Below are 25932 nucleotides of genomic sequence, written 5' to 3'. Positions count from 1 at the left end.
GCCCACAGCCCGGCAACCTAGCGCTGGGCGATCCTGAACAGCGCTCCCGTGGGATCGGCCAGGACGGCAATGCGGCCAAACGGCGTATCCTCGGCAGGATGGATCACCGTGCCACCCATGGACGTGGCCATATCCACCCCGGCATCGGCGTCCGCAATGTGAAAATACACCGTCCAGTTGGACGGCACGCCCTCCGGAAGGTAGCTGGCCTCCATGATGCCGGCCCGTGAGGAATCACCGGAGCCGAGCGTGGTGTAACGGAAATCATCGGTGTCGCTCATGACGTCGGTTTCCCAGCCAAAGACGTCCTGGTAGAACTTCACCGACGGCGCGTATTCGCGGGTGTGGAGTTCGTGCCAGTAGGGGGTGCCGGGTTCGCCCTTCGCCTGGTACCCGGTGTGGCCGCCGAACTGCCAAGCTCCCACGGCCGCGCCGCCCGTGTCACCAAACATGGCCATGTGCCCCTGCTCCGGGACCTCCATGGGCGGCATGAAAACCTGGCCGCCGGCCGCGTGGGCAGCCGCCGCGGTGGCCTTGATGTCCTCCACCCGCAAATACGTGGTCCACACGTCGGGATAGCCGGATTCGGCGTCGTTCTTCATCATCCCGGCCACCGGCAAGCCATTGGCGAGGGCCGTGATGTAACCGCCGTATTTCTCCTGGTCACCCTCCTGATACGTCCAGCCGAACAGCCGGTTGTAGAACTCGCGGGACCTCTCAGGATCCGAGGTCATGAGGTCGATCCAGCAGGGATCACCGGGGGCAAACGTTGGCTGGGGCATGGGGACTCCTGGGGTTTGTTGGGAAAGTGCCGGATGGTCTGCTACCGACTCTAGTGCCGCCCCGGCCGCCCGCGACAGCCCTTGCCGGGAGGCCGCCGTCGTGCCCTGACATCGCAGCGCCGGGGTGCCTGCGTTGCCGTCCGACGGCGGGCTCCGCCACAATGGTGCCCATGACTCCCATGTCCCTTCTCGCCTTCGCCGGGCTGTGCCTGCTGCTGTCTGTCACGCCGGGTCCGGACACCTTCCTGGTGCTGAGGATCTCGCTGCAGAACGCCGGGGCCGGAATTGCGGCGGCGTTCGGTTCGGCCGCGGCGGCCCTGGTGTGGGCCGCCCTGGTGGGTGTGGGCCTGGCCGCAGTGCTCGAGGAGTCGGCCGAGGTGTTCCGCTGGCTTAAGATCGCCGGCGGCCTGTACCTGCTGTACCTGGGAGTCTCGTCACTGATCCGGGCGCGGCGCACCTCGGGGACTGCCGGCCCGGAAGTCCCCGCCCGCCGGGCGTACAGCCGCCGGGCCGGGTTCGGCGCCGGTGCCTTCTCCACACTGCTCAACCCCAAAGTTGGGCTGTTCTACCTTGCGGTGGTGCCCCAGTTCATCCCGCACGGCGGCAACACCCTGAACACCGCCCTGGTCCTGGGCGCCATCGAAAGCGTCATCGGGTTCCTGTACTTGGCGGCCGTCGCCGTCGTAGCCGCCAAGGCAATGGCGTGGCTGCAGCGCCCCCGGGTGAGCCGGTCCTTGGAACGCGGGAGCAGTGGCATCCTCGCCGCCTTGGGCCTGGGGATGGTGGCCTCAAGCGCCGGCTCGTAGTTCCTGTGAATTGCCTGCCAGTGTCCCGCGGTCCGGGGTGCCGGTCCGTCACAGCCCTCTTCGCGGAGTAGGGTGAAAAGACGGTTGCCGGCGTGATGTGACGCGGGGAGCTGGCAACCGGTGCTGTACCACCACGCGCGGAACCGGAGACACCTATGCCCAAGGAATTCCCTGCCGCGCGGGAACCTGCCAAGCGCCCCAACCTTTTCCGCGCCACGGGAACAACCCTGGGCTGGATCACGCTTTTCCTGGGCGTTAGCGCGCTCTGCGGCGCCCTGGTGGCGGGCCTGATGATGCCCGCGGCGGCGGTGACCGAGACGGCGGTGGCGGACGGCGCCGCCGCGCTCAAGACTGATCTGCCCAACGACGTGTTTTCGGCGCCACCGGCCCAGATGACGCGGGTGCTGGCCGCTGACGGGTCACTGATTGCCACCCTGTTCAGTGAGAACCGGACCCGGATTTCCCTGGACCAGATGTCCCCCAACATCAAGAACGCCATCGTGGCCATTGAGGACTACCGGTTCTACCAGCACGGCGGCATCGATCCCGAGGGCATCTTCCGTGCCTTGGTCATTGACGCCGGCGGCGGCCACCAGGGGGCCTCGACGCTGACGCAGCAGTACGTCACCAACATGCTCAACGAAAACCTGATTGCCCAGGGCAAGGACGCCCAGGTGGTGCTGAACGGGCAGAAAGGCCTGGACCAGAAAGTCCAGGAGATGAAGCTCGCCATCGGCCTCGAAGAAAAGTACTCGAAGGACCAGATCCTCGCCGGGTACCTGAACGTGGTGGGTTTCAACGCGAACGCCTACGGCATCGAGGCGGCCAGTCAGTACTTCTTCTCCGTCGACGCCAAGGACCTCACGCTGCCGCAGGGGGCGCTGCTGGCCGGACTGGTCAACGGCCCCTCGCTGTATGACCCCACCGTCCATCCCGAGGCCGCGAAAACCCGGCGTGACCTGGTGCTGGACGCCATGCTGCAGCACGGCTACATCGACCAGCAGCAGCACGACGACGCCGTGAACATGCCCCTCCAGCTCAAGGTCAATCCACCCAAGCAAGGGTGCGCCTACGCCTCCCAGGCCCAGTACTTCTGCGACTACGTGCTCCACCAGATCGAAAATGACCCCGCCTACGGCGCCACGCAGGATGAACGGGACCAGAAGATCATGGCGGGCGGCCTGACCATCAAGACCACCCTGGACCCGCGGCTGCAAGGACCGGCACAGTCCCAGGTGGACGCCACGGCCGGCGCCAATCCGGACAAATGGGGCGCATCCCTGGTCACCATCGAACCCGGTACCGGGAAGGTGCTGTCCATGGCGCAGAACTCCAGGAAGCTGCCCGATGAAGGCAGCGGGTTCGTCTCCGACTACAACTTCAACGTGGACAGCAGCGACGCCGCCGGGAACAGCCTCGGCGGTGTTGGCGGGATGCAGCCCGGTTCCACGATGAAGCCCGTCACCCTCGCCGCGTGGCTGGGGGAGGGCAAGTCCACCAACCAGGTGGTCGATGCCTCCAGGCGCCGCTACGGCATCAACTACCCGTGGAAGACAACCTGCCACCCCGTCCAGGGCTGGTTCGACAGCACCGTGCCGCAGTCCTCCGACCTGCAAAACGACGAGCCCAACTGGTACCGGCCCATGACGGTCCGGGAAGGCATCTACCAGTCGATCAACACGGCAACGTTCGCGTCGCTGGCCGGGTTGAACGATTTCTGCGACGTCCAGCGTGCGGCAGACGCCATAGGGCTGCACCTGGGCAGCGGGCACGACCAAAAGATCGACCTCTCCACCCTGGGCAACATCCTGGGCAGCCAGAACGTTGCCCCCCTGACCATGGCGAACGCCTTCGCAACCTTCGCCGCCAACGGCACCTACTGCGCACCCATCTCCATCACCGAAGTGGACGACGCCCAAGGCAAGAAGATCGGCGGACAGGCACCGTCCTGCCAGCCAGGCTCCCTGAATCCGGACGTGGCCAAAGCCGTCACCAACGTCCTCCAGGACGTCCTCACCAAGGGATCGGGCCTGCTGATTCCGCAGAAGCTGGGAGTTCCGGACGCCGCCAAGACGGGCACCAACGAGTACAACAACCAGACCTGGGTGGTGGGCTACACCAAGGGGCTGGCCACGGCGTCGTTCTTCGGCGACCCCTTCAACGGCGGACCCAGCCGGCTGGGGCGCAACATCACTGTCAACGGAAAGTTCTATCCGGCAGTGGACGGGGCCTACATTGCCGGACCGCAATGGGCGCAGTACATGCAGGGCGTGGTGGGCCTCTTCGACCACGGGAACTTCGACGCCCCGCCGCAGAGCTTGGTCAGCGCCCCCGGCCCGCAGCCCACCAAGAGCAGGTAACGGCGGCCCCTTCCGCCGGGTGCTGAAGGTTCCCGCATGCACTGTGGTGCGCGCCGCCGTCGTACTTCCCTGCCCTGCCGCCGGGGCCTGCACGGGCCTACGCGGTGGTTGCGCGGGGCAGCCGGATGCACAAGCAGGCCCCGGTTGCTCCGGGGTGGCTGGTTCCACAGCTCCCGCGGAAGGACCGTTATGGACATCGTTCAAACCGGTTTTGAATGACCACCACGAGACGACATCCGGGACAACGAATAGCGGCCCGCTCTAGGAAGCCGCGACGGCGAACAGCCCGGCAACGCCGAGCAGGTACAACACCAGGACCAGCAAGGAGTCCACGCCCATGCCCAGCAGCTTCTTTTGCGGCCGGAAGAGGATCCCCAGCAGGTAGACGAGGGTGAGCAGGATGGCCAACGCGGTGAGGTAGATGTCCGTTGACTGGGCTTGGGGGAGTACCGGCTTGCCCGTGATCAGCACCGCCAGCAGGAACAGCACCGGAAGGAAGGCATTGCCGCCGAAGATGTCGCTGAACGCGAGTTTGTAGTCCCCCTGCTTCACGGACGTGAGCCCGGTGGAGATCTCCGGCAGTGAGGTTGCCAGCGCCAGGAACGTGGCACCGAACAGCACCCCGGAGAGTCCGATGTTTCCGGCGATCGCATCACCGCTGCGTTCCAGCACCACACCGGCGCCCAGGGTGGCAAGCGCGGCGACGCTGAAGATCAGCACCGAGGTGCCGGTGCGCAGGTGCTTGTTCTTCTCGGCGCCCTGCTTCTTGGAGTGCCCCCTGGGTTTGTCCTGCGCCCCGGGGGCGTCCCCTTGCTGGTGCCAGGGCAGGTCCTTCTGGGAGCGCTGCACCAGGATCAGGCCAACAATCCAGAACACCGCAATGAGGACCGCGGCGGGCGTGAGCCGGAACGCCACCAGGTTGCCGGGCATCTGGCTGCCGGCGATCACCACGCCCAGGACGGCGACGACGGTGACCGCCTCGATCACCAGCGTCAGGGATGCCGCGCGGTAGCTCAGCGGGTGGCCGCCTTTGTTGCCCAGGGCATCCAGGACCACCAGCACCACCGTCTGGATGGCAATGCCGCCCAGGATGTTGCCCACGGCCACGCCAATGTTGTTGGCCAGGGCTGCGGAGACGGTGATGGCGATTTCGGGCAGGTTGGTGGCGATGGCCAGCAGGATGAGGCCGCCCAGCGCGGAGCCCAGGTGCAGGCGGTCATCGAGGATGTCCGTCTGTTTGGACAGCTGGATCCCGGCCACCCAGATCACGGCCGCAGCGGCGGCAAAGATGAGCAGGAGGACTGCAAGGGGCAGTGATTCCAATCCGGGGTCCCTTCCTGGTGGGGTCGCTAAACCGCGTGACGTATTCCCCCATGCCTGGGCCGTACCCACATTTGTGCTGGTCACCCATCTTCACGCTGCTCAAACCCGCATTCACGCCCATTGGTTAGAGTCGTCTTTCGGGCACTGTGAAAGGGGTATGAGGCCATGGAGGGGAAGCCTTACGTGCCGAATGAATTGCTGTCACGGCTGGTGGGGGACCGGCTGTACTCGGTGGAGTTCGTCCTCAACGACTACGTGCAGCTGCGCTTCGACGGCGCTCCGGCAGGGATCTCAGGTGTTGGTGCCAGGATGCCCAACAGGCGTGCTTGTTGGACTGCCATGAGCCGGTCACGCACGTCCAGTTTGCGGTAAATATGCTCAAGGTGTTTGGTTGCAGTGCGTGGCGATATGGTGAGCCGCCTGGCGAGTGCTTCTGCCGTTAGACCCTCACTCAGGAGCGTGAGGATTGTCAGCTCACGACCCGTCAAATCATGTGCTGAGCTCTTCGGGACCAGGCTGGCCTGAGCCGAGGCAACAATCAGTTGGAGGGACAGCCCGGTGAGCACGGGTTGCAGCAGTCCGGCCAGCGCCATCTCCTGTTCAGTGAAGTCCCTGTCAGGCCGGGAGACAAGGTAGGCGTTATGGTCGGGGCCACCGAGTCGCAGCGGTATGGAGAGTTGATGGTTAACGCCCCAGGGGCGGGACAAGTCTTCCCAAACCCCTTTCTGGTGGTCGCTGGCCAACGCGGCGGGGACCCGGCCGTAGGACTGCGGCGCGGTCTGCCCAGTGAACACAAACCAGCGAAGCAGCGGTTGTTGCCTGAAGTCGTAACCGCCTGGAGGATCGTTCGGAATGTAGTCGAGCGGCCAACAGGAAAGGATATGGTTCTCCCACTCCGGGCTCACGTGGTTCCGCGATGCAAACGAACCGTTGAACGACTCGGCCATGAGCTTAAGAAGCTGTGCCTCGTAGTGCGTGGACGCGGCCGGCGGCCCCTGAAGGACGTCCCCCAAGAACTCCAGCCACAATTTGTAAAGCGCGTCATTGCGAACCACGCGAGAATCTTAGATCCAGGCGGCGCCCAACAACAGCCGCGATACTACCCATTTAAGCCCCTGTTTAGTGTTCCTTCCAGTACGTAGAACTGCTTAGGGAAACAGCCCGCAAACTTTTCTAAGCTGGACATAGCGGGCACAGAAACTTACCTCACTGTCCTGCATCTATTGAACTGGAGCCGCCTGCATCCCAGGGAGGCGGCGATCTAGGTCCGGTCGCACGGCTTGCCCGGAAGCGTGCAGGCACATTCCATTTCCGGAAAGACACATCGCACCAGCACCCAATTTTGAATAGAGAAGAATCATGAAAAATGGAGCCAAACCCTTTGCGCTCGTTGCGCTGCTGACGGCCACCGCGGTGGCCGCGGCCCAACCAGCCCGCGCGGACGATTCCCTCATCCTGCCTGCAGGTTTGGGCTGTGCAAACTTTGACCTGCAACTCCAGAGCTCCGGAGGTAATTTGCAGACAAAAGACTTCTACGACAGGGACGGAAGCAAGGTCCGTACCATTACGGCGGGAAAGGGCGTCCTGCTCACCTATACAAATTTGGCAAACCGGCGATCCATTTCTTTCAACACGAGCGGCTCGGTATCGAAGACCACGTACAACGCTGACGGTTCCTTAACCGTCAGAGCAAGTGGCCATAACGGATTGATTCTCTTCCCCACCGACGTTCCGGCTGGCCCAACCACCACCCAGTACATCGGGGCCATCGTTTACACGGTCGATCCCGCCACTGGCGTGTTCACGTTGGCCAGCACCTCAGGGCAAGCCGTGGACGTCTGCGCTGCGCTGGGCTAGCAAGGCCACAGGACGCCACACGGCAGTCACCGGGCCAGCGCAACAAGGTCGCGGCGAAGTGCTTCAATAGCCGGCATTTCCCGCCACTCTCTTGGGCTGGCCACCCATTACAGTTCATGCCGTACTTGGAGACAGCCATGATCGCACAACACAACTTAGTCATTGCCGCCCTTTTCCCTGCGCTCTTCCTCACCGGAGGAGGAACTGCCAATTCATCCGATTCCGGGGACAATCCACTGACTACATACGTGGACTGCCCGCTGGAAAGGATCGGGTCCCAGCTCGTGCGTTGCGACAATCTCACAGGCACGGGAGCGGAAGCACCTGCCTGGATCCCCGAGCAGAAGTAGGCCACGAAGCCGCTGAGGTCGGCCCCCGCCGCCGGGACGCTGGCGGTGCTTCGCAAAACTGCTAACCATGCTTACTATTGTGGGGCGCGGGCTGCCCGCTGGGGGCAGAGCACCCGCGCCGCACCGGAGGTCTCTCAAGCATGGACAACGAACTGCGTCCCCTCACCGATGATGAACTGATGTCTGAGCAGGCCACCGCCCTGCCGGACAAGGAAGTGGCATCCGTCCTGGACCTGAACGCGGACCTGGACCTGGGCATTAACGCTGCGGCTCCCATCGACCTGGCCGTAGCCGCCAACGCGAACGTGGCGGCCCCCATCGACGCGGCAGCCTCGGCAAACATTCTCTCCTTCGGCTCTGACGCGCAGGCGCTCTCGAACCAGGACGCCGCGATTGACCAGGGCATCGTGGCCGACGCCAATGCCGACTCCGCCCAGGACAGCGTGATCGGCCAGGGCGACGGCACCACCGAGACGGGCACAGGCACCACCGATGCTGGCACCACCGGAACCACGGATGGGACCACCGGAACAGCTCCTGCCCCCACAAGCACCGGTGGCGTCACCGACGCAGCGGGCGCGCTGAACGGCAACCTGCTGAACGTGGACGTGAACCTGGACGCCGACGCCGCCATCGCCGCCCCCATCAACGGTGCCGTGGCCGCGAACGCCAACGTCGCCGCCCCCATCGATGCGGCCGTTGCCGCGAACATCGGTTCCATCGACAGCCAGGCGTACGCCATCTCGGACCAGAGCGCCACCATTTCGCAGCACATCGACGGCGAGGCCAACGCCACAGCCGGCCAGACGTCCAACCTGCAGCAGTAAGCCAAGATGACCCAAACCCACGGCGGCCCGCCTCCCGAGGCGGGCCCGCCGTCGTCACGCGTTTCCCTCGCCCAGGAACCGCCGGGCCAAGGACGTACGACGGCGGGAGTCCACCTTCCGGCCCTGGCCGACGGCGTGCAGCTGCTTGGCACGGCTGAGGGCTCCGGCTACCGTGAGCCGCCCGCCCTGGTGCGCCGCGGCGACGGCCAGACCCTCCAGCTCACCCGGCTGCTGTACCTGGTGCTGGAAGCGGCGGACGGGAACCGGGACCTCGACGGAATCGCCCGGCACGCCAGCGAGGGATCCGGGCGGCTGGTCAGCGCGGAGAACGTGCGCACCCTGATGGATTCGCAGCTGCTCCCGATGGGCCTGCTGCGGCTTGCCGACGGCAGCCAGCCCGAGGTCAAGAAGTCCAACCCGCTGCTGGGCCTGCGGTTCCGCTACATCGTGACGGATCCCGAACGGACCCGCAGGATCACCGCGCCGTTCGCTGTCCTGTTCAACCCGCTGATCGTGGTGGCCGTGACCGCGGCGTTCCTGGCGGCCTGCTGGTGGGTGCTCATGGTCAAGGGCCTGGGCTCGGCCACCCACGAGGCGTTTGCCCAGCCCGCCCTCCTGTTGCTGATCCTCGCCGTCACCATCCTCTCCGCCGGCTTCCACGAATTCGGCCACGCCGCCGCCACCCGCAAGGGCGGCGCAACCCCCGGCGCCATGGGGGCCGGGCTGTATCTCCTGTGGCCGGCATTCTTCACCGACGTCACCGACTCCTACCGGCTGGGCCGCGGCGGCAGGATCCGCACCGACCTCGGCGGCCTGTACTTCAACGCGATAGTGGCGGTGGCCATCATGGGGCTGTGGTGGGCCACCGGCTTCGACGCGCTGCTGCTGGTGGTGGTTACCCAGATCCTGCAGATGGTCCGCCAGCTGATCCCGCTGGTGAAGTACGACGGGTACCACATCCTCGCCGACGCCACCGGGGTGCCGGACCTCTTCCAACGGATCAAACCCACCCTCCTGGGGATCCTGCCGTGGCGGTGGGGGAACCCGGAAAGCAAGGTGCTCAAGCCCTGGGCACGCGCCGTCGTCACCGCCTGGGTCCTGGTCACCGTGCCGGTACTGCTCTTCAGCATGGTGATGATGGTGCTGTCCCTGCCCAGGCTGCTGGCCACGGGCTGGGCCAGCGCGGGGAAGCAGCAGGAACAGCTCGCTGCCAGCCTGTCCGCCGGTGACTTCGCGGGCGTGGCGGTGCGGGCGCTGGCCATGGTGGTGGTGGCGGTGCCGGTGCTGGGCGTCCTGTACATCGTGGTGCGGCTGCTGCGGCAGTTGGTGACGGGGCTGTGGCAGAAGACCCGCGGCAAGCTGGTCCAGCGGACCATCGCCATGGGTGCCGTGGCCGTCCTGCTCGCCGGGCTGGCCTGGGCGTGGTGGCCCGACGGCGGGACGTACCGTCCGGTCCAGGCGTACGAACGCGGGACGATCGGTGATGCCACCCGGGCCATCCTTCCCGTCCGCGACAGTGGGGCGTTGCGGCAGGGCAGTGCCGGACGGACCCTTGCGTTGTGGCCCGCTGGAGCCGCCAAGCCCACCCGGGACAACCCGCAGCTGAGCATGGTCTTGGTGCCCGTTGGCGGATCCCCGGCGGGTGCATCGCCCGGCACTGCGTCCGGCAGTGCCTCGCCCGCATCCGCTCCGTCCTGGGTGTTCCCGTTCGACCGGCCAGCCGCGCCGGCCGCCGACGGAAACCAGGCGCTCGCCGTCAACACCACCGACGGCTCCGTGGCCTACAGCGTGGCGTTCGCGCTCGTATGGGCCGAGGACGGCGAGCCTGTGACCAGCACCAACGAGGCCTACGCTTTCGCCAACTGCACCGGGTGCGCGGCCGTGGCCGTGGGTTTCCAGGTGGTGCTGGTGGTGGGGCAGGCCGATGTCATCGTGCCGCAGAACCTCTCCGCGGCCGCCAACTACAACTGCCTGGACTGCCTGACCTATGCGCTGGCCAGCCAGCTTGTCCTCACGATCGACGGTCCGCTGGATGCGGCCGCCAAGCAGCAGCTCGAGGCATTGTGGGCGCAGATCGCCGACTACGGGAGGCACATCCAGGACGTGCCGCTCTCCGAGATCCAAGCCACGCTGTCCGGATACAAAGACCAGATCACGTCCATCGTCAAGGGCAATTCCGTGGCCGGAGGGACCTCGGTGGCAACGTCCCCGGCGTCCGCGGGCCCCAGCGGCGTTCCCTCCACGGGGCCCACCGCCCCGGCGGTGGACAGCCCTGCTGCGGTTCCCGCGACGGCACCCGCCGAAACCGCCGCACCCGCCCCGGCAGGGACCGGGGCGGCCACGGCACCGGCGGGCCAGTACGTGGAAGGCGGGCAGCCGACGTCGGCCGTTACGGGTGCGACGCCGGCACCCACCAACGACGCCGGGTACGGTGCCACGCCTGTTCCGGCGCCAACTTCCAGCGCCGGCTGACCACCGGACCGGTTGCACCTTTGAGCCCGGCACCCTTGTGAAAAGGGTGCCGGGCTCAATGGGTTTCCTGTTGGGTTACTGTACTTCCGGGTCAGCCCTGCGGGCCGCCGCCGGGGCCGCCGGTTTCCGTGGAAGTGACGGTGAAGGAGGCGTCCAGGTAGACGGTGGCGCGCGTTCCATCCGACGTGATGATGCGGGCCTCGTAGGTGGCGCCTTCGGCGTCGTTTTCCACGCGCTGGATGGTGGCGCCGGGGTTCGCCGCCAGGGCGGCGTCCGTCACTTTGGTCGCGGTGTCCCCGGTGAGGAGCGTCTCCGTGATGCCGTTGGCCTGGTGGCCGCCCTTTGATTCGTCCCGCGGAGCCTGACTGGTGGACGTGCCGGTGCTGGACTGGCTGGTGCTCGAGTCCGTAGTGGCGGCATTGGCCGGCAACGCCGCACTGGCCAAGGCGCCACCGCCGATGGCTGCTGCGAGGGCGAGGCTGGCGATCGCTGACTTTACGGTGGTCTTCATGTGGGCTCCTTCTGGGTTGGCCCTCCGCTGGAGGGGGATGAATCAAGCATCCGGGCCCCGGCTGTTCCCGATGTAGGGCTCCGCTGTGCAACCGCTGTGGAGATTCTTGGGCCGCTGGACGTTGGTGTTTGTGCCCCTGACCAGCAGGAAGCCCCTGGCATGTGTGCGCCAGGGGCTTCCTTGATTCTGTGCATGTGCCCGCTACTCCGCGAGCTTGGAGACGGCCTGGGCCCAGAGGAAGAACTTGTTGGTCCCCAAGTCCTTGACGGTCTTGATGTTCAGCGCCTCTTTGAGCTTTTGGGCGTCGCCCTCGGAAAGGCCCTTCAGTGCTTCGACCGGCGCCGCAGCCAAGTCGTCGATGCCTTTGTCGAGGTATTCCTTGTCGAACTTCGCATTGATTCCAGCCATACTGTCCTCCTGGTGTTCGGGGTCCTGACTGTGCTGTGGGGCACAATCGCCATTGAACCACTGTGTTTATCAATACGCACGGGCAAATCGGTTTTGGTGGTGCGCTGCCGGAAGTGACCGGGAAACCCACATGTCTCGAAAAGCCGCAGCGGCTCCCCGGCAACGAACCGACGGGGAGCCGCTGCGCCGGGCCTAGAAACGAGATGTTGCCGTGAGTGCGAATGAACCGAGCGGGTTGCCCGCCGGGTCGGCAAAGCCGGTCCCGGGGGTGTAGGTGGGAGCGTCCGGGGTGGTGGTGGTCCCGGAGGTCCCTCCGCCGGACTTGCCCAGTTTGATGGTGAGGATGCTGGACCCGTCCCAGGTTACGGAGCTCATGTTGCTCGCGTTGCCATTGCCGCTGAAGCTGAGGGCGCCGGCTGACGCGTACTTGGCGTTGGATCCCAGGGCAATCGAGCCCAGGTTCAAGGTGCAACTTGTACTGGTCACCGTCAGTAGGTTGGCAGTGCTGATGTTCACGGTGACGTTGTTGTTGCCGCTCAGAGTCTGAGTTCCGCTGTTGGTCCAGTTAGAGCAGATCTTCGTTGCGTCGATCTGTTCGGAGAACTGGATTGTCAGCGAGTCCCCTTGTTCCACCTTGCCCAACGTGCCCCCGCTGTTCACCAGCGTGACCGCGGTAACCGTCGGAGCCACCATGTCCTTCGCGGTAATGCCGGAAGCAGTGGCCGTCCCGGGGTTTCCTGCAGCATCAGTTGCAGCCGCCGTGTAAGTCAGGGTGCCGTCGGTCAGGGAGGACAGGTCCATGGTGGTGGACCAGGCCGTCCCGGTGGCTGTGACCTGCTTGGTGACACTTTGCGAGACTCCGTTCCTGACCGTCACGTTCACGACCGTCCCCGCCTCGGTGGTTCCGCTGACCGGGACCGCCGCCACGTTGCTGCTGAGGTTCACGAACATCGGCGCCGTGATGGTCAGGACGGGTGCCACGGTGTCCTTCGTATCGGTCGCGGTGGCAGGGGCGCTAGTGTTGCCCGCGGAGTCCGCCACGGTGACCGTGTACGTCACCGTTCCGTCCCTCAGGGACGTGAGGTTGAGATTCACCGCCCAGCCTGAAGCCGTGGCAGTCGCCGTGCCGGTAACCGCTGCGGCTGAACCCGGGCTCATCGCCGAAACGGTCACCACCGCGCCGGTTTCAGCGGTGCCGGAAATGGGAACCGAACCAACCCCGGCACTGTTCACGTATTGCGGCACGCTCGAGAACTGCGCTGCGGCCGGAGCCACCGTGTCCTTCGTGGCAGTAGCCGTCCTGGCCGGGCTGGTATTGCCCGCGGCGTCCGTGGCCGTGGCCGAGTAGGTGACGGTGCCCTGGTTCAGGCTGGTCAAGTCCAGGGATGCAGACCAGGTACCCGCCCCGGATGCCGTCACGGTGGCCGTAACAGAATGCCCCGTACCCGCGTCACTGGCAACAAGCGTCACCTTGGACCCCGCCTCAGCGGTGCCTGTCAGCGGCACGGCTCCAACGTTGCCGGCATTCACGTACGCCGGAGGGGTGAACGCCGGCGCGGCCGGTGCCTGGGTGTCGATCCGCACTGTCTGGCTCTGCGCGGACCCGGCATTGCCCACGTTGTCCGTGGCGAAGTATGTGAGCGTGTGGGTCCCGTCGCCGCTGACGGGGACAACGGCCACAGCGCCGCTGACCGTCTGCTGCGCGCCGCCGTCGAGCACGTAGGAAATGGAGGCGACGCCGGACCCGGCGGCCCCGTCATCTGCCGTGACCGTCACGCTGACGGGGCTTGTGGTGTTCCAGCCGGCCGCGTTGGGCGTGGGCGAGATCCCGGAAACGGTGGCCACCGGTGCGGTGGAGTCACTGCTGGTGCCGTTGCTTCGCGGGCTCTCGGCGCCGGTCCACAGGGCGATCGCAGGCGTCACCGTGTAGTACCAGAGGCCGCCGGGCACAGACTGTTCCGTGCAGGTAAGCGTGGTGACGGTCCCGGCACAGCCGCCCGTGGCCGGGGTAGCCGTGCCGCCGGTGGCCGCCGAATAGCGTGCAACGGTGTAGCCGGTGGCGGCGCGTCCGTTCACCGTGGTGCCGCCGGCCCAGGTGACCGTTAATGCGGAGCCGGCGGCGGTGACCGCAGGCTTCGATCCTGGTGAGAGCGTGTCTGCAGCGGCGGCCGCGTTGCTGCTGCTGGTGCTTGAGGCCCAAAACGCGTAGGCGGCGGTGCCCGTTCCCAGCAGGAGCAGCAGGGCGGTAACGATCCAAGGCAGCCGGCGGGACGGGCGGCGCAGCAGGAGGAACCTCATTTCCGCACCTCCGCCGTCACGGGGACGCTGAAGGTTGCGCCCTGGCAGGCGGCGAGGGAAGTGGTGTCCATGGTGGCCGCTCCGGGGAGGGTGATGAGTGCTGATGAGTTGGCGGCAACGTACGTTGCGGGAGCGAGCGGCGCGGCACCCGCGAAGCGGACACCGGTGGTGGTGCAGCCCGGATGCGCGGCATCAGCGGCGGCGGGGCCGTTCGCCGTGACGCCGTAAACCTGCACCGAATACGGGTTGGGATTGGTCAGGCGGAGCACGACGTCGGCGCTGCCGCCCGGGATGAGGGCCGTCTTCGGGTTGTCGCCGGCCACCAGGGCGTCGACTGTGACTGCCTGCATGGTGCCGGCCGCGGCGGACCCGGAGCCTCCGCCTGCCGCGGACCAGTAGGCGTAGGCGGTACCGGCGCCGGCAGTGGCCAGGAGCCCGGCGAGGGCCGCGGCCTTGATGCCGCGATGCCTGTGGGTGCTGGTCATCTCAGTTCCCCTGTCCTGATCCCGAGTACGTGAGCTGGAGGGTTGCGCCTTTGCAACCGTCCTGGTTCCTGGAACTGTCCAGCATCCCCACCCGCGGCCAAGCAGACTGTGCCAGGCGGAGACCGGACAGCGAACTACTGCCAGTCGGCGCCACCAGGGGGTATGGCCCGCTGTACTGGGTGAGGGCGAAATCGGCCGGCGTGCAGGCCAGGTTCTTCGCGGTGGCATCCGCGCTCCTGGTAACCCCCGCGATAGCTACGGACAGGTTGCTCAGGGAAACAGATTTGTTGTTCGGGTTGCTGATCTGCAGGTCCAGTGCGGCCGAGGTGCCGGGCGACAGTGTCCCGGGCACGTTCCCGGAGAGGGTGAACTGCTTGATGGTCGAATCCAGGACCAGCTGGACGTTCGCGTAGGCGTACTGCGATTTCCCGGCAGAGTCTTTTCCGGTCCCCACCAGGTACAGGTTGTAGCTGCCGGTTGGTGAGGCGGCCGTGGTTGCCACCTGGAGCGTGCTCGAATTTCCGGTTGTCGGTGTGGGAGAGAACGTTGCCGTGGCGCCGGCGGGCAGTCCGCCCTGGACGCTGAAGGAAACGGCGGCGGGAAAGTTGTTGCGGGCCAACTGCAGCGTGTAGACGGCGGTTGCCCCGGGCGGGACGGTGACGGAATCCGGTGTGGATGCCACCGAGAACGCGGTGGACATCTTGTAGTTCACGGTGAGGCTGGCGTCCACGCTGCCGGACACCTTGCCACTGGTTCCGGTAATGGTCAGGGCATTGGTCCCGGCCGGAGTAGTGGCGCCGGTGGTGGCGTTCAACGTTGCGGTCGCGTTGCTGCCGGAGGTCAGGGTGACGGACGACGGCGTGAAGGCGCCTGCCGCGCCGGCCGGGAGTCCCGCGGTGGCCAGGTTGACGGCTCCGCTGAATCCTCCGGTGGACGTCACCGTCACCGTGTAGGAGGCCGACTGGCCCTGCTGGACGGACTGGCTGGCAGGGGAGACCTGCACAGTGATGCCCGGCTTTGGATTGTTCGATGCCGCGATCAGCGCCCCCGCACTGCCCAGCAGCAACAGCAGCGCTATCAGCGCTGCCTTGATGCCGTTCCGTGTGCCGTGCCGCGATGGCCCGTCCTGCTTGTGCACCATGTGCCCCCCTTGTTCCTTGGTGCAGACGACGGCAAGCCGGGGGCGGATTTCGCCGCCCCCGGCCAGCTGTTGGCTAGTTGCTGCCGACGGTCACGGTGATGGTTGCGCCCTTGCAGGCATCCTGGTTGACCGTTGCACTGTCAGTCAGGGTCAGGGTTCCGGTGCCCAGGGCAGTGGCTGTCGCGCCGGCAGGAACGTTGGTGGCGCCGGTGGGAGCGGTGGCCGTAAACCAGGCAGGCAGGCAGCCCTCAACATCGGTAGTGACGACGGGGGTTGCCAGCGTCACTTGGGTGTTGCTGGCATTGGGGTTGGCGGCGGTGTAGGTGATGTTCTTAGGCGTGCCTGGGGCAACGCCCGGCGCCACGGTCACGTTGATGGTGACGGGGCTGGTGCCGGAGGAGGCTACCGCGGAGCCGTTACCACCGCCCGTGGTGCTCCAGTAGGCATACGCCGCACCGCCACCAACGGCCACCAGGGCGATGGAAGCGGCAGCTGCGGCGATCTTGTTCTTCTTGGTCATTGGGCGCATGGAAAGACTCCTTGTGTGTGTGATTGAGAACCCGTTCCCCCATAGGTGGCTCCATCGAGGTGCCTTCCGGTGGATCGATGACCCAATATTTGCGAACGCAAAAGGGCGCAACAACACGTAGTGGTACCCGAATTTCCAGCGACTGGAGTTGACCGCTACTTGGATCGGGGGTCGAGTACTCGCGCGGGTGGGCAGCGCCCTGACGTGCGCGTCGGCATTACGTCCCGGCACCGGCGACGAACATGCTCGGCGAATTAGCCCGCTTCTACCGCGTATCCACGTCCTCGAACACCAGGAAAGTCTGCGTATCCAGGACGCCCGGCATGGTCTGCAGTTGGTCGAAAATGACCCGGCGAAGGTCGATGTTGTCCACGGCCCGGACCAGGAGGATCACGTCGAAATCACCGCCCACCAGGGCGATATGGTGTACCTCCGGGATGGCGCCCAGCTGGTCCCGAAGTTCCCGCCAGGAGTCCTGCTTCAGCTTGAGGGTGACATAGGCCGATGACTTCAGCCCTGCCTTGATGGGGTCTACCAGTGCGGTGAAGCGGGTCAGCACCCCGTCGCCGGTCAGCCGGGCGATCCGCGAATAGGCATGTGCCCGGGAGATGTGCACGTTTTCCGCCACCTGGGTGACGGACATCCGTCCGTCCCGGGTGAGCTCACTGATGATCCGGCGGTCAATGTCGTCCAGCGGGACCTCGGCTGCTGCATCCTTGCCCGGCATTTTGTCCACGGCTCCCGTCGGTAATCCACGTCACAGTTACAAATCGTCTCCCATAGTAGGCACTTTGAAGCAGCTTCTCCACGATTTGCCCACCCGGTAGATACGAAACCTGCTGCGGGACCATACTGGGAGCGAATAGTGGCAACCGAAGGACGGACCAATGACGATCTCCGCAGACCACACCGCGCCGGACACCACCAGCACCGAGCCAGCAGGAAACGCGCTGACCGAAGCTGTGAAGAAGTTCGGCATCACGGTGGAGGACTACATGCTCCCCGCCCGGCACCAGATCCAGATGGTGGACCCGGACGGCCGGCTCATCCCCGAAGGTGAGCAGGGCACCCAGCCCGGCCACGAATACCCCGTGCCCGGCGACAAGGAACTGCTGGCAGCCTACGAGCAACTCGTCGTCGGCCGCCGCGTCAACGACCAGAACTCCGCCTTGGTCCGCCAGGGGCGGATGGCCGTCTACCCCTCCAGCCACGGGCAGGAAGCCTGCCAGGTTGCCGCCGCCCTGTGCCTCTCCGACGGCGACTGGATGTTCCCCACCTACCGCGACGCCGTGGCCGTCATGACCCGTGGCGTGGACCCGGTGCAGGTGATGACCATTTTCCGCGGCGACTGGCACGGCGGTTACGACCCCCTCGAAAACAAGGTGGGCATCCAGTGCACCCCGCTGACCACCCAGCTGCTGCACGCCGTCGGGGTGGCCCACGCCGCCAAGCTCCGCGGCGAGGACACCGTGGTCCTGGCCATGTGCGGCGACGGAGCCACCAGCGAAGGTGACTTTCATGAGGCCCTCAACTTCGCCGCCGTCTTCCACCTGCCGGTGATCTTCTTCGTCCAGAACAACAAGTACGCCATCTCGGTGCCGCTGGCGCACCAGTCTGTGGCGCCGTCGCTCGCGCACAAGGCCGTGGGCTACGGCATGGCCGGCGAGCGCGTGGACGGAAACGACGTCGTGGCGCTCCTGGCCGTCCTGGACCGCGCCGTCAAGCTCGCCCGAGAAGGCTCCGGTCCGCTGCTGGTGGAAGCGAACACGTACCGCATGCAGGCCCACACGAACGCCGACGACGACACCCGCTACCGCGAAAACAGCGAGGTTGCCGAGTGGCGGGCCAAGGACCCGGTCAACAGGATGCGCACGTACCTCACGGACCGCGGGTTGTTGGATGACGACGGCGAGGCCCGCATCCGTGAACACGCCGAGGCCGTTGCCGCGCAGCTCCGCGAAGGCCTCAGCGAGGACGTTCCCGTCGACCCGCAGGAACTGTTCCGCCACGTTTTCGACCGGCAGACGCCGCAGCTGGCGGAAGAATCCGCCATGCTCGCCGACGAACTCGCCCGCGATGCAGCAGCTACTGATTCACAGGAGGCCGGCAAGTGAGCCCCACCATCACCACCTCGTCCGAGGCCAACGGCAACGTTTCCGCCGCCACCGCCCGGGCCGCAGCCTCCGCGGCGGCGTCCGCCGAAGCCGCCGGCCCGCAGCCGGTCACCATGGCCAAAGCCCTGAACACGGCGCTCGCCGACGCCATGCACGCCGACTCCTCCGTCCTGGTCTTCGGCGAGGACGTGGGCATGCTGGGCGGCGTCTTCCGCATCACCGACGGCCTCACCGCCACGTTCGGCGAACAGCGCTGCTTCGACACTCCGCTGGCCGAATCCGGCATTGTGGGCATGGCCGTCGGCATGGCGATCAACGGGATGCGCCCGGTGATCGAGATGCAGTTCGACGCGTTCGCGTACCCCGCGTTCGAGCAGATTGTCAGCCACGTGGCCAAGATGCACAACCGCACCAAGGGAGCCGTGAAACTGCCCATGGTCATCCGCATCCCGTACGGCGGCGGCATCGGCGGAGTGGAACACCACTGCGATTCCTCCGAGTCCTACTACGCCCACACCGCCGGCCTGAAGGTGTACACCCCCGCCACCGTGGCGGACGGCTACCGGATGCTCCGCGAAGCGATCGACTCCGACGACCCCGTTATCTTCATGGAGCCCAAGAAGATGTACTGGACCAAGGACCAGGTGGACTTGGGTGAGCTGCGCCGCGAACAGGCGGAAGGCACGACGACGGGACGCACCTCCGAAGGCCGGGCCGCCGTCGCCCGTCCCGGCACGGACGCCACGCTAATTGCCTACGGTCCGTCCCTCCCCACCGCGCTCGCCGCCGCCGAGGCCGCCGCCCTGGAAGGGCGCTCGCTGGAAGTGATCGATGTGCGGACGATTGTGCCGTTCGATGATGAGACCGTGTGTGAGTCCGTCCGCAAGACCGGCCGGGCCGTGGTGATCGCCGAGGCCCACGGCTTCGCGTCCGTCTCTTCCGAGATCGTTGCCCGGGTCCAGGAACGCTGCTTCCACTACTTGGCCGCGCCCATCCGCCGGGTCACCGGGTTCGACGTCCCGTACCCGGCGCCCAAACTCGAGAAGTACTACCTGCCCGGCGTGGACCGCATCCTCGACGCCGTCGACGACCTTCAGTGGGAGAACTGACCATGAGCCAAGCACGTGTGTTTTTGTTGCCGGACCTGGGCGAGGGCCTGACCGAAGCCGAACTCGTTGCCTGGCACGTTTCGGTGGGGGACACGATTGTTGTTGACCAGCCGATCGCCGAGGTGGAAACCGCAAAGTCCGCCGTCGAGGTTCCGTCCCCGTACGCGGGGATCGTCACCGAGCTGCACGGGAAGCCGGGGGAGACCCTGGATGTGGGGAAGCCGCTGATCTCGGTGACGCCGCTCTTTACTGGTGTCGCCGGTGGGGCTGACGCGGATGACGCCGCCCCCGCCCCTTCGCCGGACGACCATGCTGCAAGCAGCATGTCGTCCGGCTCAGGAAGGCCCGATGCCACTCCCGGGGCGGCATCATCCGCGCCAGCTGCCTCAGAGGCGGCAGCCGAGACTTACCGGGAAGAGGAGAAGGCCGGGTCGGGGAATGTGTTGATCGGTTATGGCACTCCCGGCGGTCACGGCGTTGCCCGGCGCACCCGTGCTCCCAAAGCCGCGCTCTCGGTGGTTGAGCCTGTCGAAACCAAGCCTGTCAACACCACCGAGGACGACCTCAGCCTCCTGCGCACCCGCGTCCCCGGCAAGCTCGGCGCGGTGATTTCACCGCTGGTCCGGCGCATGGCCCGGGAGCACGGCGTCGATCTCGGCGGCCTCCAAGGCTCCGGCGACAGTGGCCTCATCATGCGCCGCGACGTCGAAGCGGCCATCTCCACCCCGGCGGTCGAGCCGGCGGAAACCAGGCGCACCCCGGCGGTCGAGCAGGCGGAAACCAGGCGCACCCCGGTGGTTGAGCCTGTCGAAACCAAAACCGCAGACCCCCGCACGGGTCTCGCCGTCTCCGCCCGCACTCCTGTCCGCGGTGTCCGGAAGGCAGTGGCCGCAAACATGGCGCGCAGCCGCTCGGAAATCCCGGAAGCGACCGTGTGGGTGGATGTGGATGCCACGGCGTTGATGGAGCTGCGGGAAGGACTCAAAGCCAAGGGTGGGGAAGCTCCGGGCCTGCTCGCCTTCATCGCCCGGTTCGTCACCGCCGGGCTGAAGAAGTACCCGGAACTGAACACGCGGATCGAAACGGCGGAGGACGGCTCGCAGGAGATCGTCTCGTTCGACGGGATCAACCTCGGCTTCGCGGCCCAGACCGAGCGCGGCCTGGTGGTGCCTTCCGTCCGCGGCGCCGAGAAACTCAGCGCCCGGGAACTGGACGCGGAAATCCGCCGCCTCACGCAGGTGGCCCGGGACGGCAAGGCGACACCCGCCGAACTCGGCAGCGGCACCTTCACCCTGAACAACTACGGCGTATTCGGCGTGGACGGATCCGCTGCGATCATCAACCACCCGGAGGTGGGCATCCTCGGGGTGGGCCGCATCATCGACAAGCCCTGGGCGGTCAACGGCGAGCTCGCTGTCCGCAAGGTCACCGAGCTCACCCTCACCTTCGACCACCGGGTGTGCGACGGCGGCACCGCCGGCGGCTTCCTCCGCTTCGTGGCGGACGCCATCGAAAACCCCACGTCCTTGCTGGCGGACATCTGAGCTCCTCCACGTTCGACGAGCGCCGCCGGTAGGTTGGCCCTTAGCCGGCCAGCCCTCGGCGGATGTTCCTTATGTGGAGGTAGGCCATCAGCACCAGCAGGGGAGTGTGGATGGCCGGAAGGTTGTGGGCGAACCATTTTGGCAGGTAGATGTCCGTGACCGAGCCGGTTTCGGCGCCGTACCGTTTCGCGAGGCCGGTGAGGGGGCAATGGAATCCGTTGGCGGCAAATACCAGGGTTTCGGCGGCGACCACTGCCGCCGCCATGCCGACGCGCTTGTCGGTCCGCCCGGCCAAGCCGGTGACGAGCACGTAGACGACGCACAGCTCAATCGACAGCCACGCGAGAGTGTGGACTGCCTTGATTGCCGCCACGGCGGACGGATTGTGCTTCGTGGCTGTCACGTTGCCACGGCTTCCCATCGTGACCCCGGGGCTGCTTCGGGAGTCCCCACGGCGGCCAGCGCGGTGTCCTTGGCCATTCTGCGTTTCCTTTCGGGCCGGATGCACTGGCACCTGCTGGTACCAGTGCATCTCCGGGGATGGTCCCGGACCAGAGGAATAGGTCCCGCCGAAAGGAAACCTAGGGCGTGGTGTGGCCGGGGAGGTCCTGGCCGCTGGCGTCGCCGGGCTGGTGGGCGCGGTACACGAAGTGCTCCACGCGGCGGTCCGGGACCAGCCAGATCAGCGCCACCACCGTGTACACGGCGATACCCAGGAGCGGCTGGGCGAGGGTCAGGGCTATGCCGACGAGGTAGATCAGTGGCGAGGCCTTGCCTTTCCAGTCGCGCCCCAGGGCCTGGGCGACGGCCCCGGTTTTGCCCTGTTCGCGGATGAGTGCCTGCTCCAGGATGTAGAAAGCGATGGCTGCGGCGAGAAGGTTGATGCCGTAGACCAGCACCGGCACCTCTACGAACCCGGACTCATCCATCCACCGGGTGGTGAAGGGGAACAGGGAGAGCCAGAACAGCAGGTGCAGGTTGGCCCAGAGGATGGCACCGTTGACGCGGTCCGCAATCTGGATCAGGTGGTGGTGGTTGTTCCAGTAGATCCCCACGTAGACGAAGCTGAGCAGGTAGCTGAGCAAGGTGGGCAGCACCCCGGCGACGCCATGCCAGGTGGGCTCCTCAGGTACTCGCAGCTCCAGCACCATGATGGTGATGATGATGGCCAGCACGCCATCGCTGAACGCCTCAAGCCGGTTTTTGTTCACAGTTCTGCCCTCCGTCAGAAGCATAATGCCCGGTCGCTGGCTTGGGCACCGGTCGCTGCGATGTCAGACGCCGGCCGCGCCCCGCCGTCGAACGCCGTGCTTTTTTTCGATTAGGGTCTTTACGCCCTAGCCGGAGGTCACTAAAGTGATTTAGGTCATAGTCCGGATGGGCGCCCGGGGGCGTCCGGGAAGGGGGAGTGCATAAACACCGACCACTATCGGAAGCCAAATGACAACCACTACGTTGAAAGCCCCTCCTAGGAGGGGCTTTCCCTTTGCCGCGGGCCACGGCGAACCGGCAACCGGCGGCGTCAGCCGGCCAGGCCGGACAGGCGGGCACGGAGGAAACGTTGCTCGGCTTCGTTGTCCGTCAGGATCAATGCCTCCTCGAACGCCACCCGCGCCTCATCCGGCCGGCCCAGCCGGACCAGGAAGTCACCGCGCGCCGCAGCCAGGTACGGGTACCTGGCAAGCTGCGGCTCGGCGCCAAGCGCATCGAGTTCTGCCAGCCCCTCGGACGGCCCCACCGCGAAGCCCAGGGCGATGGCCCGGTTGAGCCGGACCACGGGGGAGGGCCACCGCTCCATCAGCAGGTCGTAAAGGCCAAGGATCTCCTGCCAGTCGGTGCCGGACCAGGACCCGCTCTCGTCATGGACGGCAGCGATGGCTGCCATGAGGGCAAAGCGGCCGGGCGGCCGGGACGCCAGCGCCTCGCGCAGGAGCGCCACTCCTTCCGTGACGGCGTGCCGGTCCCACTTGGACCGGTCCTGGTTCTCCAACAGGACGAGGTCCCGGTTCCCGTCCATCCGGGCATCCCGCCGCGCCTCTGTCAGCAGGACCAGGGCCAGGAGCCCGGCCACATCGGGGTCGGCAGGAAGCAGTTCACGCAGCAGCCGGGCAAGCTCCGCGCCGCGCTCGGCAAGGTCCCGGCGCATCAGGTCGGCTCCTGACGGCGCCGTGTGCCCGGTGGTGTACACGAGGTACACCACCGACAGGACTCCGTCCACGCGCTCGTGCAGCTCGTCCGCCGACGGCACCCGGTAGGGGATGTGAGCGGCCGTGATCTTCTTCTTCGCCCGGGTGATGCGGGCCGCCATGGTGGCCTCGGGGACCAGGAACGCCCGCGCCACCTCGGCCGTGGACAGTCCGCAGAGCAGCCGCAGCGTCAGGGCCACCCGTGCCTCAAAGGGAAGGGCAGGGTGGCAACAGGTAAAAATCAGCCTCAGCCGGTCATCCGGAATATCGTCCCCATCTGTGAACCCGCCGTCGTCGTCCTCACGGCCAAGGAGCTTGGGCAGAGCCCGTTGCGCCGTTGCCGCACGGCGCCGCATATCCAAGGCCCGTCGTCGTGCCGTCACCGTCAGCCAAGCCCCGGGATTGCTCGGGATGCCGTTCCCGCCCCACGTGGACAAGGCGCTGGCGTACGCGTCCTGGACGGCTTCCTCAGCGGCGTCAATGTCCCCGGCAACCCGCACCGTGGCCGCCAGCACGAACGCCCACTCCCGACGGTGCGCATCGGCAACCGCGGCAGCAACCTCCGAGCCGGCGGCCCGCGCCATCAGCTGACCACCCGGACCGGCCACACCTCAACCCCGACGCCGGCGGGCACCTCCTTGCCGATCTGGAGCGCTTCGTCGAGGTCGGCCGCCTCCACCAGGTAGTAGCCGCCCAGGGTCTCCTTCGACTCGGCAAAGGGGCCGTCCGTCACCACGAATCCGCCGGCCCCGTCGCGCCGGATGGATGTCGCCGTGGAGGACGGGTGGAGGGCGGCGCCGCTGATCAGGGACGCTCCGCGGCGTTCCATGAACTCCTGGTAGTTGGCGCTGATCGACTCGCCTTCGGCCTGCCTGGTCACCGCTTCGTCCTGGTCAATCAGGATCAGATACTTGGACATTTTGAACTCCCTTCGCTTGTCAATAAGAGCCCACTGTTGGAGCCCCTACCCATACGACGCGCGGGGGAAGCCCGGATCGACAACGCTCTAAAAAAGTTCGCACGGCGTAAAGGAATCGTTAAAGTTTTGGCCGAAAGCGCAGTTGGCGGGCTGTGCCGCAGGCGCCGGCAAGTACTTTGGACGCAGTGCCGCCTTCTCAGGGACCCCCAACCTGGAGAAGGCGGCACGCCTGCTTTTGGGGCGGCAGTCTTCCCTGTATTTCCAAGGTACCGCGCTCCGGGGGGCTTGCCGCAACGCCCCCGGGCTGACGCATACTGGGTGCCGCATCCCGGCTGGCGGGTGCAGGAACGGGCGGGGACAACATGCATGATGTGGTGATAGTGGGGAGCGGGCCCACGGGGTTGATGCTCGCGGCGGAATTGCGCCTGGCGGGCGTGGAGGCGCTGGTGCTGGAGCGGCGGCCGTCCCAGGAACTGGCCGGCTCCCGCGGCGGTGGAATCCACGCGCGAACCATTGAACTGCTGGACCAGCGCGGCATCGCGGAGCGGTTCCTTGCCGAAGGCAAGACCGTTCAGGCGGCAACGTTTGGCGCCACCCAGCTGGACCTGGCCGGCCTGCCCACGCGCCACCCGTACACGCTGGCCCTGTTCCAGAACCACATCGAGCGGCTGCTGCTGGGCTGGGCAGAGGAGCTGGGCGTGCAGGTCCGGCGGGGCGTGGAGGTCACCGGCGTGGTTGCGGACGACGACGGCGCCGACGTGCAGCTCGCCGGCGGCGGACCCGTGCGGGCCAGGTTTGTGGTGGGCACCGACGGCGGACGCAGCGTGGTGCGGCGCTCGGCGGGGATCAACTTCCCCGGCCCGGACGCCACCCGCAGCAGCCTGATCGCGGAGGTGAAGGTGGCCGGCGAACCCGTGCAGCAGGGCACAGTGGATGCCCGCGGCATCCACGGGCTGTACCCGATGGGGGACGGCATGGTCCGGGTGGTGGTGACCGAAGCGGAGCTGGGCCCCGCCACCGAGCCCACGCTGGAGGACCTGCGCCGCGCCTTGACCGATGTGTTCGGCACGGACTTCGGCGTGCACAGCACTGCTTGGCTCTCGCGTTTCACGGACGCCACCCGGCAGGCGGAGTCCTATCGGAAGGGCCGCGTCCTGTTGGCCGGCGACGCCGCCCACGTCCATTCCCCGACCGGCGGGCAGGGCATTGGCCTGGGCCTCCAGGATGCCGTGAACCTCGGTTGGAAGCTGGCGCAGGTGGTCCGCGGAATATCCGGGGACCACCTGCTGGACACCTACCATGCCGAACGCCACCCGGCAGGCGCCCGCGCGCTCAAATACACCATGGCGCAGTCCCTGTTCCAGAAGGCCGATCCCCGGCAGGAGGCGCTGCGGGACCTGCTGGATGAGGTCCTCCGCCGCGAGGGCGCCGCCGATCCGGTGACGGCACTGGTCACCGGCCTCGACGTCGCCTACGGTCCTGGCACGGGCCACCCCCTCGTGGGACGCCGGATGCCCGACCTGGATATCGCCACCGTTGGGGGATCCGTGCGGATTTATGAGCTGTTGCACCAGGCGCGGCCGGTGCTGCTGGAACTGGGCGGTCCCGGCCTGGACGCGGGCGCGTGGACTGGACGGGTGAGGCAGGTTTCCGGGACGTACGACGGCGCGTGGGAGCTTCCGGTGCTGGGCGTGGTGCCTGCACCCACGGCAGTGCTGGTGCGTCCGGACGGCTACGTGGCCTGGGCCGGCGGGCACTCGGCGTCGGGCCTGCCGGAAGCTATGGCGGAGTGGTTGGGTCCAGCCCGCTGAATCCTTGCATGATCTTGACAGAAAATTGTGCGCCTGCACGTTGTTGCCGGAAGGCAGGTGCTTGTAGGCTGGCCCAAGGTCAGGCAGACGGCCAGCAACG

23 protein-coding genes are annotated in these 25932 nt (G+C 66.7%); 9 read left to right on the top strand and 14 right to left on the bottom strand.

The features are described from left to right. Nucleotides 1-17: 17 nt before the first annotated feature. A complete protein-coding gene (locus QRM96_RS09065; RefSeq protein ID WP_285319321.1) occupies nucleotides 18-782 on the bottom strand; it encodes a VOC family protein in 765 nt (254 codons plus the stop codon). A 170-nt stretch (nucleotides 783-952) separates the two neighbouring features. Here QRM96_RS09065 and QRM96_RS09060 point away from each other — a divergent pair, with 170 nt between their 5' ends. Together QRM96_RS09060 and QRM96_RS09055 are read left to right on the top strand one after the other, a co-directional pair. After that, nucleotides 953-1588, top strand: a complete 636-nt coding sequence (locus QRM96_RS09060) for a LysE family translocator (RefSeq protein WP_285319319.1) — start codon at nucleotides 953-955, stop codon at nucleotides 1586-1588. A gap of 155 nt (nucleotides 1589-1743) precedes the next feature. Further along, nucleotides 1744-3948 (top strand): transglycosylase domain-containing protein, encoded by a 2205-nt coding sequence (locus tag QRM96_RS09055; RefSeq protein ID WP_285319318.1) that lies wholly within the window; start codon nucleotides 1744-1746, stop codon nucleotides 3946-3948. A gap of 261 nt (nucleotides 3949-4209) precedes the next feature. Here QRM96_RS09055 and QRM96_RS09050 read toward each other — a convergent pair whose 3' ends face one another. Together QRM96_RS09050 and QRM96_RS09045 are read right to left on the bottom strand one after the other, a co-directional pair. Further along, a complete protein-coding gene (locus QRM96_RS09050) occupies nucleotides 4210-5271 on the bottom strand; it encodes a sodium:calcium antiporter (RefSeq protein ID WP_285319317.1) in 1062 nt (353 codons plus the stop codon). 251 nt (nucleotides 5272-5522) lie between these two features. Further along, complete coding sequence (locus QRM96_RS09045; RefSeq protein WP_285319316.1) at nucleotides 5523-6326, bottom strand: helix-turn-helix transcriptional regulator; 804 nt, start codon at nucleotides 6324-6326, stop codon at nucleotides 5523-5525. 304 nt (nucleotides 6327-6630) lie between these two features. Between QRM96_RS09045 and QRM96_RS09040 the strand changes: the two genes are divergently transcribed. The 3 genes from QRM96_RS09040 (at nucleotide 6631) to QRM96_RS09030 (ending at nucleotide 10777) form a co-directional block, all read left to right on the top strand. Further along, entirely contained in the window at nucleotides 6631-7128 is a 498-nt protein-coding gene (locus QRM96_RS09040; RefSeq protein WP_285319315.1) for a hypothetical protein, read from the top strand. A 490-nt stretch (nucleotides 7129-7618) separates the two neighbouring features. Further along, complete coding sequence (locus QRM96_RS09035) at nucleotides 7619-8305, top strand: hypothetical protein (protein WP_018760641.1); 687 nt, start codon at nucleotides 7619-7621, stop codon at nucleotides 8303-8305. Nucleotides 8306-8311: 6 nt separating this feature from the next. Beyond that, on the top strand, nucleotides 8312-10777 hold the full coding sequence (locus QRM96_RS09030) for a hypothetical protein (protein ID WP_285319314.1): 2466 nt from the start codon (nucleotides 8312-8314) through the stop codon (nucleotides 10775-10777). Between the two features lie 91 nt (nucleotides 10778-10868). Here QRM96_RS09030 and QRM96_RS09025 read toward each other — a convergent pair whose 3' ends face one another. From QRM96_RS09025 to QRM96_RS08995, 7 genes are all read right to left on the bottom strand, one after another. Beyond that, complete coding sequence (locus QRM96_RS09025; RefSeq protein WP_285319313.1) at nucleotides 10869-11288, bottom strand: hypothetical protein; 420 nt, start codon at nucleotides 11286-11288, stop codon at nucleotides 10869-10871. A gap of 201 nt (nucleotides 11289-11489) precedes the next feature. Then, nucleotides 11490-11696 (bottom strand): hypothetical protein, encoded by a 207-nt coding sequence (locus QRM96_RS09020; RefSeq protein WP_018760638.1) that lies wholly within the window; start codon nucleotides 11694-11696, stop codon nucleotides 11490-11492. Nucleotides 11697-11888: 192 nt separating this feature from the next. Beyond that, nucleotides 11889-13994 carry a beta strand repeat-containing protein gene (locus tag QRM96_RS09015; RefSeq protein ID WP_285319311.1) on the bottom strand — a complete coding sequence of 702 codons (2106 nt, stop codon included), beginning with the start codon at nucleotides 13992-13994 and terminating at the stop codon, nucleotides 11889-11891. Continuing rightward, the gene (locus QRM96_RS09010) at nucleotides 13991-14479 is read right to left on the bottom strand and encodes a hypothetical protein (protein WP_285319310.1); all 489 of its coding nucleotides are present in this window, start codon (nucleotides 14477-14479) and stop codon (nucleotides 13991-13993) included. The genes QRM96_RS09015 and QRM96_RS09010 overlap by 4 nt, the downstream gene beginning before the upstream one ends. A 1-nt stretch (nucleotide 14480) precedes the next feature. Beyond that, entirely contained in the window at nucleotides 14481-15620 is a 1140-nt protein-coding gene (locus QRM96_RS09005; protein WP_285319308.1) for a COG1470 family protein, read from the bottom strand. A 73-nt stretch (nucleotides 15621-15693) separates the two neighbouring features. Continuing rightward, nucleotides 15694-16149 carry a hypothetical protein gene (locus QRM96_RS09000; protein ID WP_285319306.1) on the bottom strand — a complete coding sequence of 152 codons (456 nt, stop codon included), beginning with the start codon at nucleotides 16147-16149 and terminating at the stop codon, nucleotides 15694-15696. A 265-nt stretch (nucleotides 16150-16414) separates the two neighbouring features. Beyond that, nucleotides 16415-16876, bottom strand: a complete 462-nt coding sequence (locus tag QRM96_RS08995; protein WP_109044260.1) for an Lrp/AsnC family transcriptional regulator — start codon at nucleotides 16874-16876, stop codon at nucleotides 16415-16417. 160 nt (nucleotides 16877-17036) lie between these two features. On the opposite strand from QRM96_RS08995, the gene pdhA reads away from it, so the two are divergent. The 3 genes from pdhA to QRM96_RS08980 are packed head-to-tail and all read left to right on the top strand — an operon-like array spanning nucleotide 17037 to nucleotide 20916. Further along, on the top strand, nucleotides 17037-18263 hold the full coding sequence (gene pdhA, locus QRM96_RS08990; RefSeq protein ID WP_285319305.1) for a pyruvate dehydrogenase (acetyl-transferring) E1 component subunit alpha: 1227 nt from the start codon (nucleotides 17037-17039) through the stop codon (nucleotides 18261-18263). Next, nucleotides 18260-19372, top strand: coding sequence for an alpha-ketoacid dehydrogenase subunit beta (locus QRM96_RS08985; RefSeq protein WP_285319304.1), 1113 nt, complete (start codon nucleotides 18260-18262; stop codon nucleotides 19370-19372). The genes pdhA and QRM96_RS08985 overlap by 4 nt, the downstream gene beginning before the upstream one ends. Nucleotides 19373-19374: 2 nt before the next feature. Continuing rightward, the gene (locus tag QRM96_RS08980) at nucleotides 19375-20916 is read left to right on the top strand and encodes a dihydrolipoamide acetyltransferase family protein (protein WP_285319303.1); all 1542 of its coding nucleotides are present in this window, start codon (nucleotides 19375-19377) and stop codon (nucleotides 20914-20916) included. A 40-nt stretch (nucleotides 20917-20956) separates the two neighbouring features. On the opposite strand, the gene QRM96_RS08975 is transcribed toward QRM96_RS08980, so the two are convergent. The 4 genes from QRM96_RS08975 to QRM96_RS08960 form a co-directional block, all read right to left on the bottom strand. Then, nucleotides 20957-21319 carry a hypothetical protein gene (locus tag QRM96_RS08975; protein WP_240617667.1) on the bottom strand — a complete coding sequence of 121 codons (363 nt, stop codon included), beginning with the start codon at nucleotides 21317-21319 and terminating at the stop codon, nucleotides 20957-20959. A gap of 178 nt (nucleotides 21320-21497) precedes the next feature. After that, the gene (locus QRM96_RS08970; RefSeq protein ID WP_285319302.1) at nucleotides 21498-22127 is read right to left on the bottom strand and encodes a TMEM175 family protein; all 630 of its coding nucleotides are present in this window, start codon (nucleotides 22125-22127) and stop codon (nucleotides 21498-21500) included. Nucleotides 22128-22438: 311 nt separating this feature from the next. Next, a complete protein-coding gene (locus QRM96_RS08965) occupies nucleotides 22439-23686 on the bottom strand; it encodes an RNA polymerase sigma factor (RefSeq protein ID WP_285319301.1) in 1248 nt (415 codons plus the stop codon). Continuing rightward, entirely contained in the window at nucleotides 23686-24021 is a 336-nt protein-coding gene (locus tag QRM96_RS08960) for a YciI family protein (RefSeq protein ID WP_285319300.1), read from the bottom strand. The genes QRM96_RS08965 and QRM96_RS08960 overlap by 1 nt, the downstream gene beginning before the upstream one ends. A gap of 362 nt (nucleotides 24022-24383) precedes the next feature. On the opposite strand from QRM96_RS08960, the gene QRM96_RS08955 reads away from it, so the two are divergent. Continuing rightward, nucleotides 24384-25832 carry an FAD-dependent monooxygenase gene (locus QRM96_RS08955; protein WP_285319299.1) on the top strand — a complete coding sequence of 483 codons (1449 nt, stop codon included), beginning with the start codon at nucleotides 24384-24386 and terminating at the stop codon, nucleotides 25830-25832. Nucleotides 25833-25932 lie beyond the last annotated feature (100 nt).

The sequence above is a fragment of the Pseudarthrobacter sp. lyk4-40-TYG-27 genome, assembly GCF_030209295.1.
Lineage (GTDB): Bacteria > Actinomycetota > Actinomycetes > Actinomycetales > Micrococcaceae > Arthrobacter.
Note: the sequence above shows the minus strand (reverse complement) of the source record. Positions and strands in the feature narration are given on the sequence as shown.

Bases quoted from the DNA above. Each gene is read 5' to 3' on its own strand.
- QRM96_RS09065 (WP_285319321.1), bottom strand. From the start codon at position 782: ATGCCCCAGCCAACGTTTGCCCCCGGTGATCCCTGCTGGATCGACCTC.
- QRM96_RS09060 (WP_285319319.1), top strand. From the start codon at position 953: ATGACTCCCATGTCCCTTCTCGCCTTCGCCGGGCTGTGCCTGCTGCTG.
- QRM96_RS09055 (WP_285319318.1), top strand. From the start codon at position 1,744: ATGCCCAAGGAATTCCCTGCCGCGCGGGAACCTGCCAAGCGCCCCAAC.
- QRM96_RS09040 (WP_285319315.1), top strand. From the start codon at position 6,631: ATGAAAAATGGAGCCAAACCCTTTGCGCTCGTTGCGCTGCTGACGGCC.
- QRM96_RS09035 (WP_018760641.1), top strand. From the start codon at position 7,619: ATGGACAACGAACTGCGTCCCCTCACCGATGATGAACTGATGTCTGAG.
- QRM96_RS09030 (WP_285319314.1), top strand. From the start codon at position 8,312: ATGACCCAAACCCACGGCGGCCCGCCTCCCGAGGCGGGCCCGCCGTCG.
- QRM96_RS09025 (WP_285319313.1), bottom strand. From the start codon at position 11,288: ATGAAGACCACCGTAAAGTCAGCGATCGCCAGCCTCGCCCTCGCAGCA.
- QRM96_RS09020 (WP_018760638.1), bottom strand. From the start codon at position 11,696: ATGGCTGGAATCAATGCGAAGTTCGACAAGGAATACCTCGACAAAGGC.
- QRM96_RS09015 (WP_285319311.1), bottom strand. From the start codon at position 13,994: ATGAGGTTCCTCCTGCTGCGCCGCCCGTCCCGCCGGCTGCCTTGGATC.
- QRM96_RS09010 (WP_285319310.1), bottom strand. From the start codon at position 14,479: ATGACCAGCACCCACAGGCATCGCGGCATCAAGGCCGCGGCCCTCGCC.
- QRM96_RS09005 (WP_285319308.1), bottom strand. From the start codon at position 15,620: ATGGTGCACAAGCAGGACGGGCCATCGCGGCACGGCACACGGAACGGC.
- QRM96_RS09000 (WP_285319306.1), bottom strand. From the start codon at position 16,149: ATGCGCCCAATGACCAAGAAGAACAAGATCGCCGCAGCTGCCGCTTCC.
- QRM96_RS08995 (WP_109044260.1), bottom strand. From the start codon at position 16,876: ATGCCGGGCAAGGATGCAGCAGCCGAGGTCCCGCTGGACGACATTGAC.
- pdhA (WP_285319305.1), top strand. From the start codon at position 17,037: ATGACGATCTCCGCAGACCACACCGCGCCGGACACCACCAGCACCGAG.
- QRM96_RS08980 (WP_285319303.1), top strand. From the start codon at position 19,375: ATGAGCCAAGCACGTGTGTTTTTGTTGCCGGACCTGGGCGAGGGCCTG.
- QRM96_RS08965 (WP_285319301.1), bottom strand. From the start codon at position 23,686: ATGGCGCGGGCCGCCGGCTCGGAGGTTGCTGCCGCGGTTGCCGATGCG.
- QRM96_RS08960 (WP_285319300.1), bottom strand. From the start codon at position 24,021: ATGTCCAAGTATCTGATCCTGATTGACCAGGACGAAGCGGTGACCAGG.
- QRM96_RS08955 (WP_285319299.1), top strand. From the start codon at position 24,384: ATGCATGATGTGGTGATAGTGGGGAGCGGGCCCACGGGGTTGATGCTC.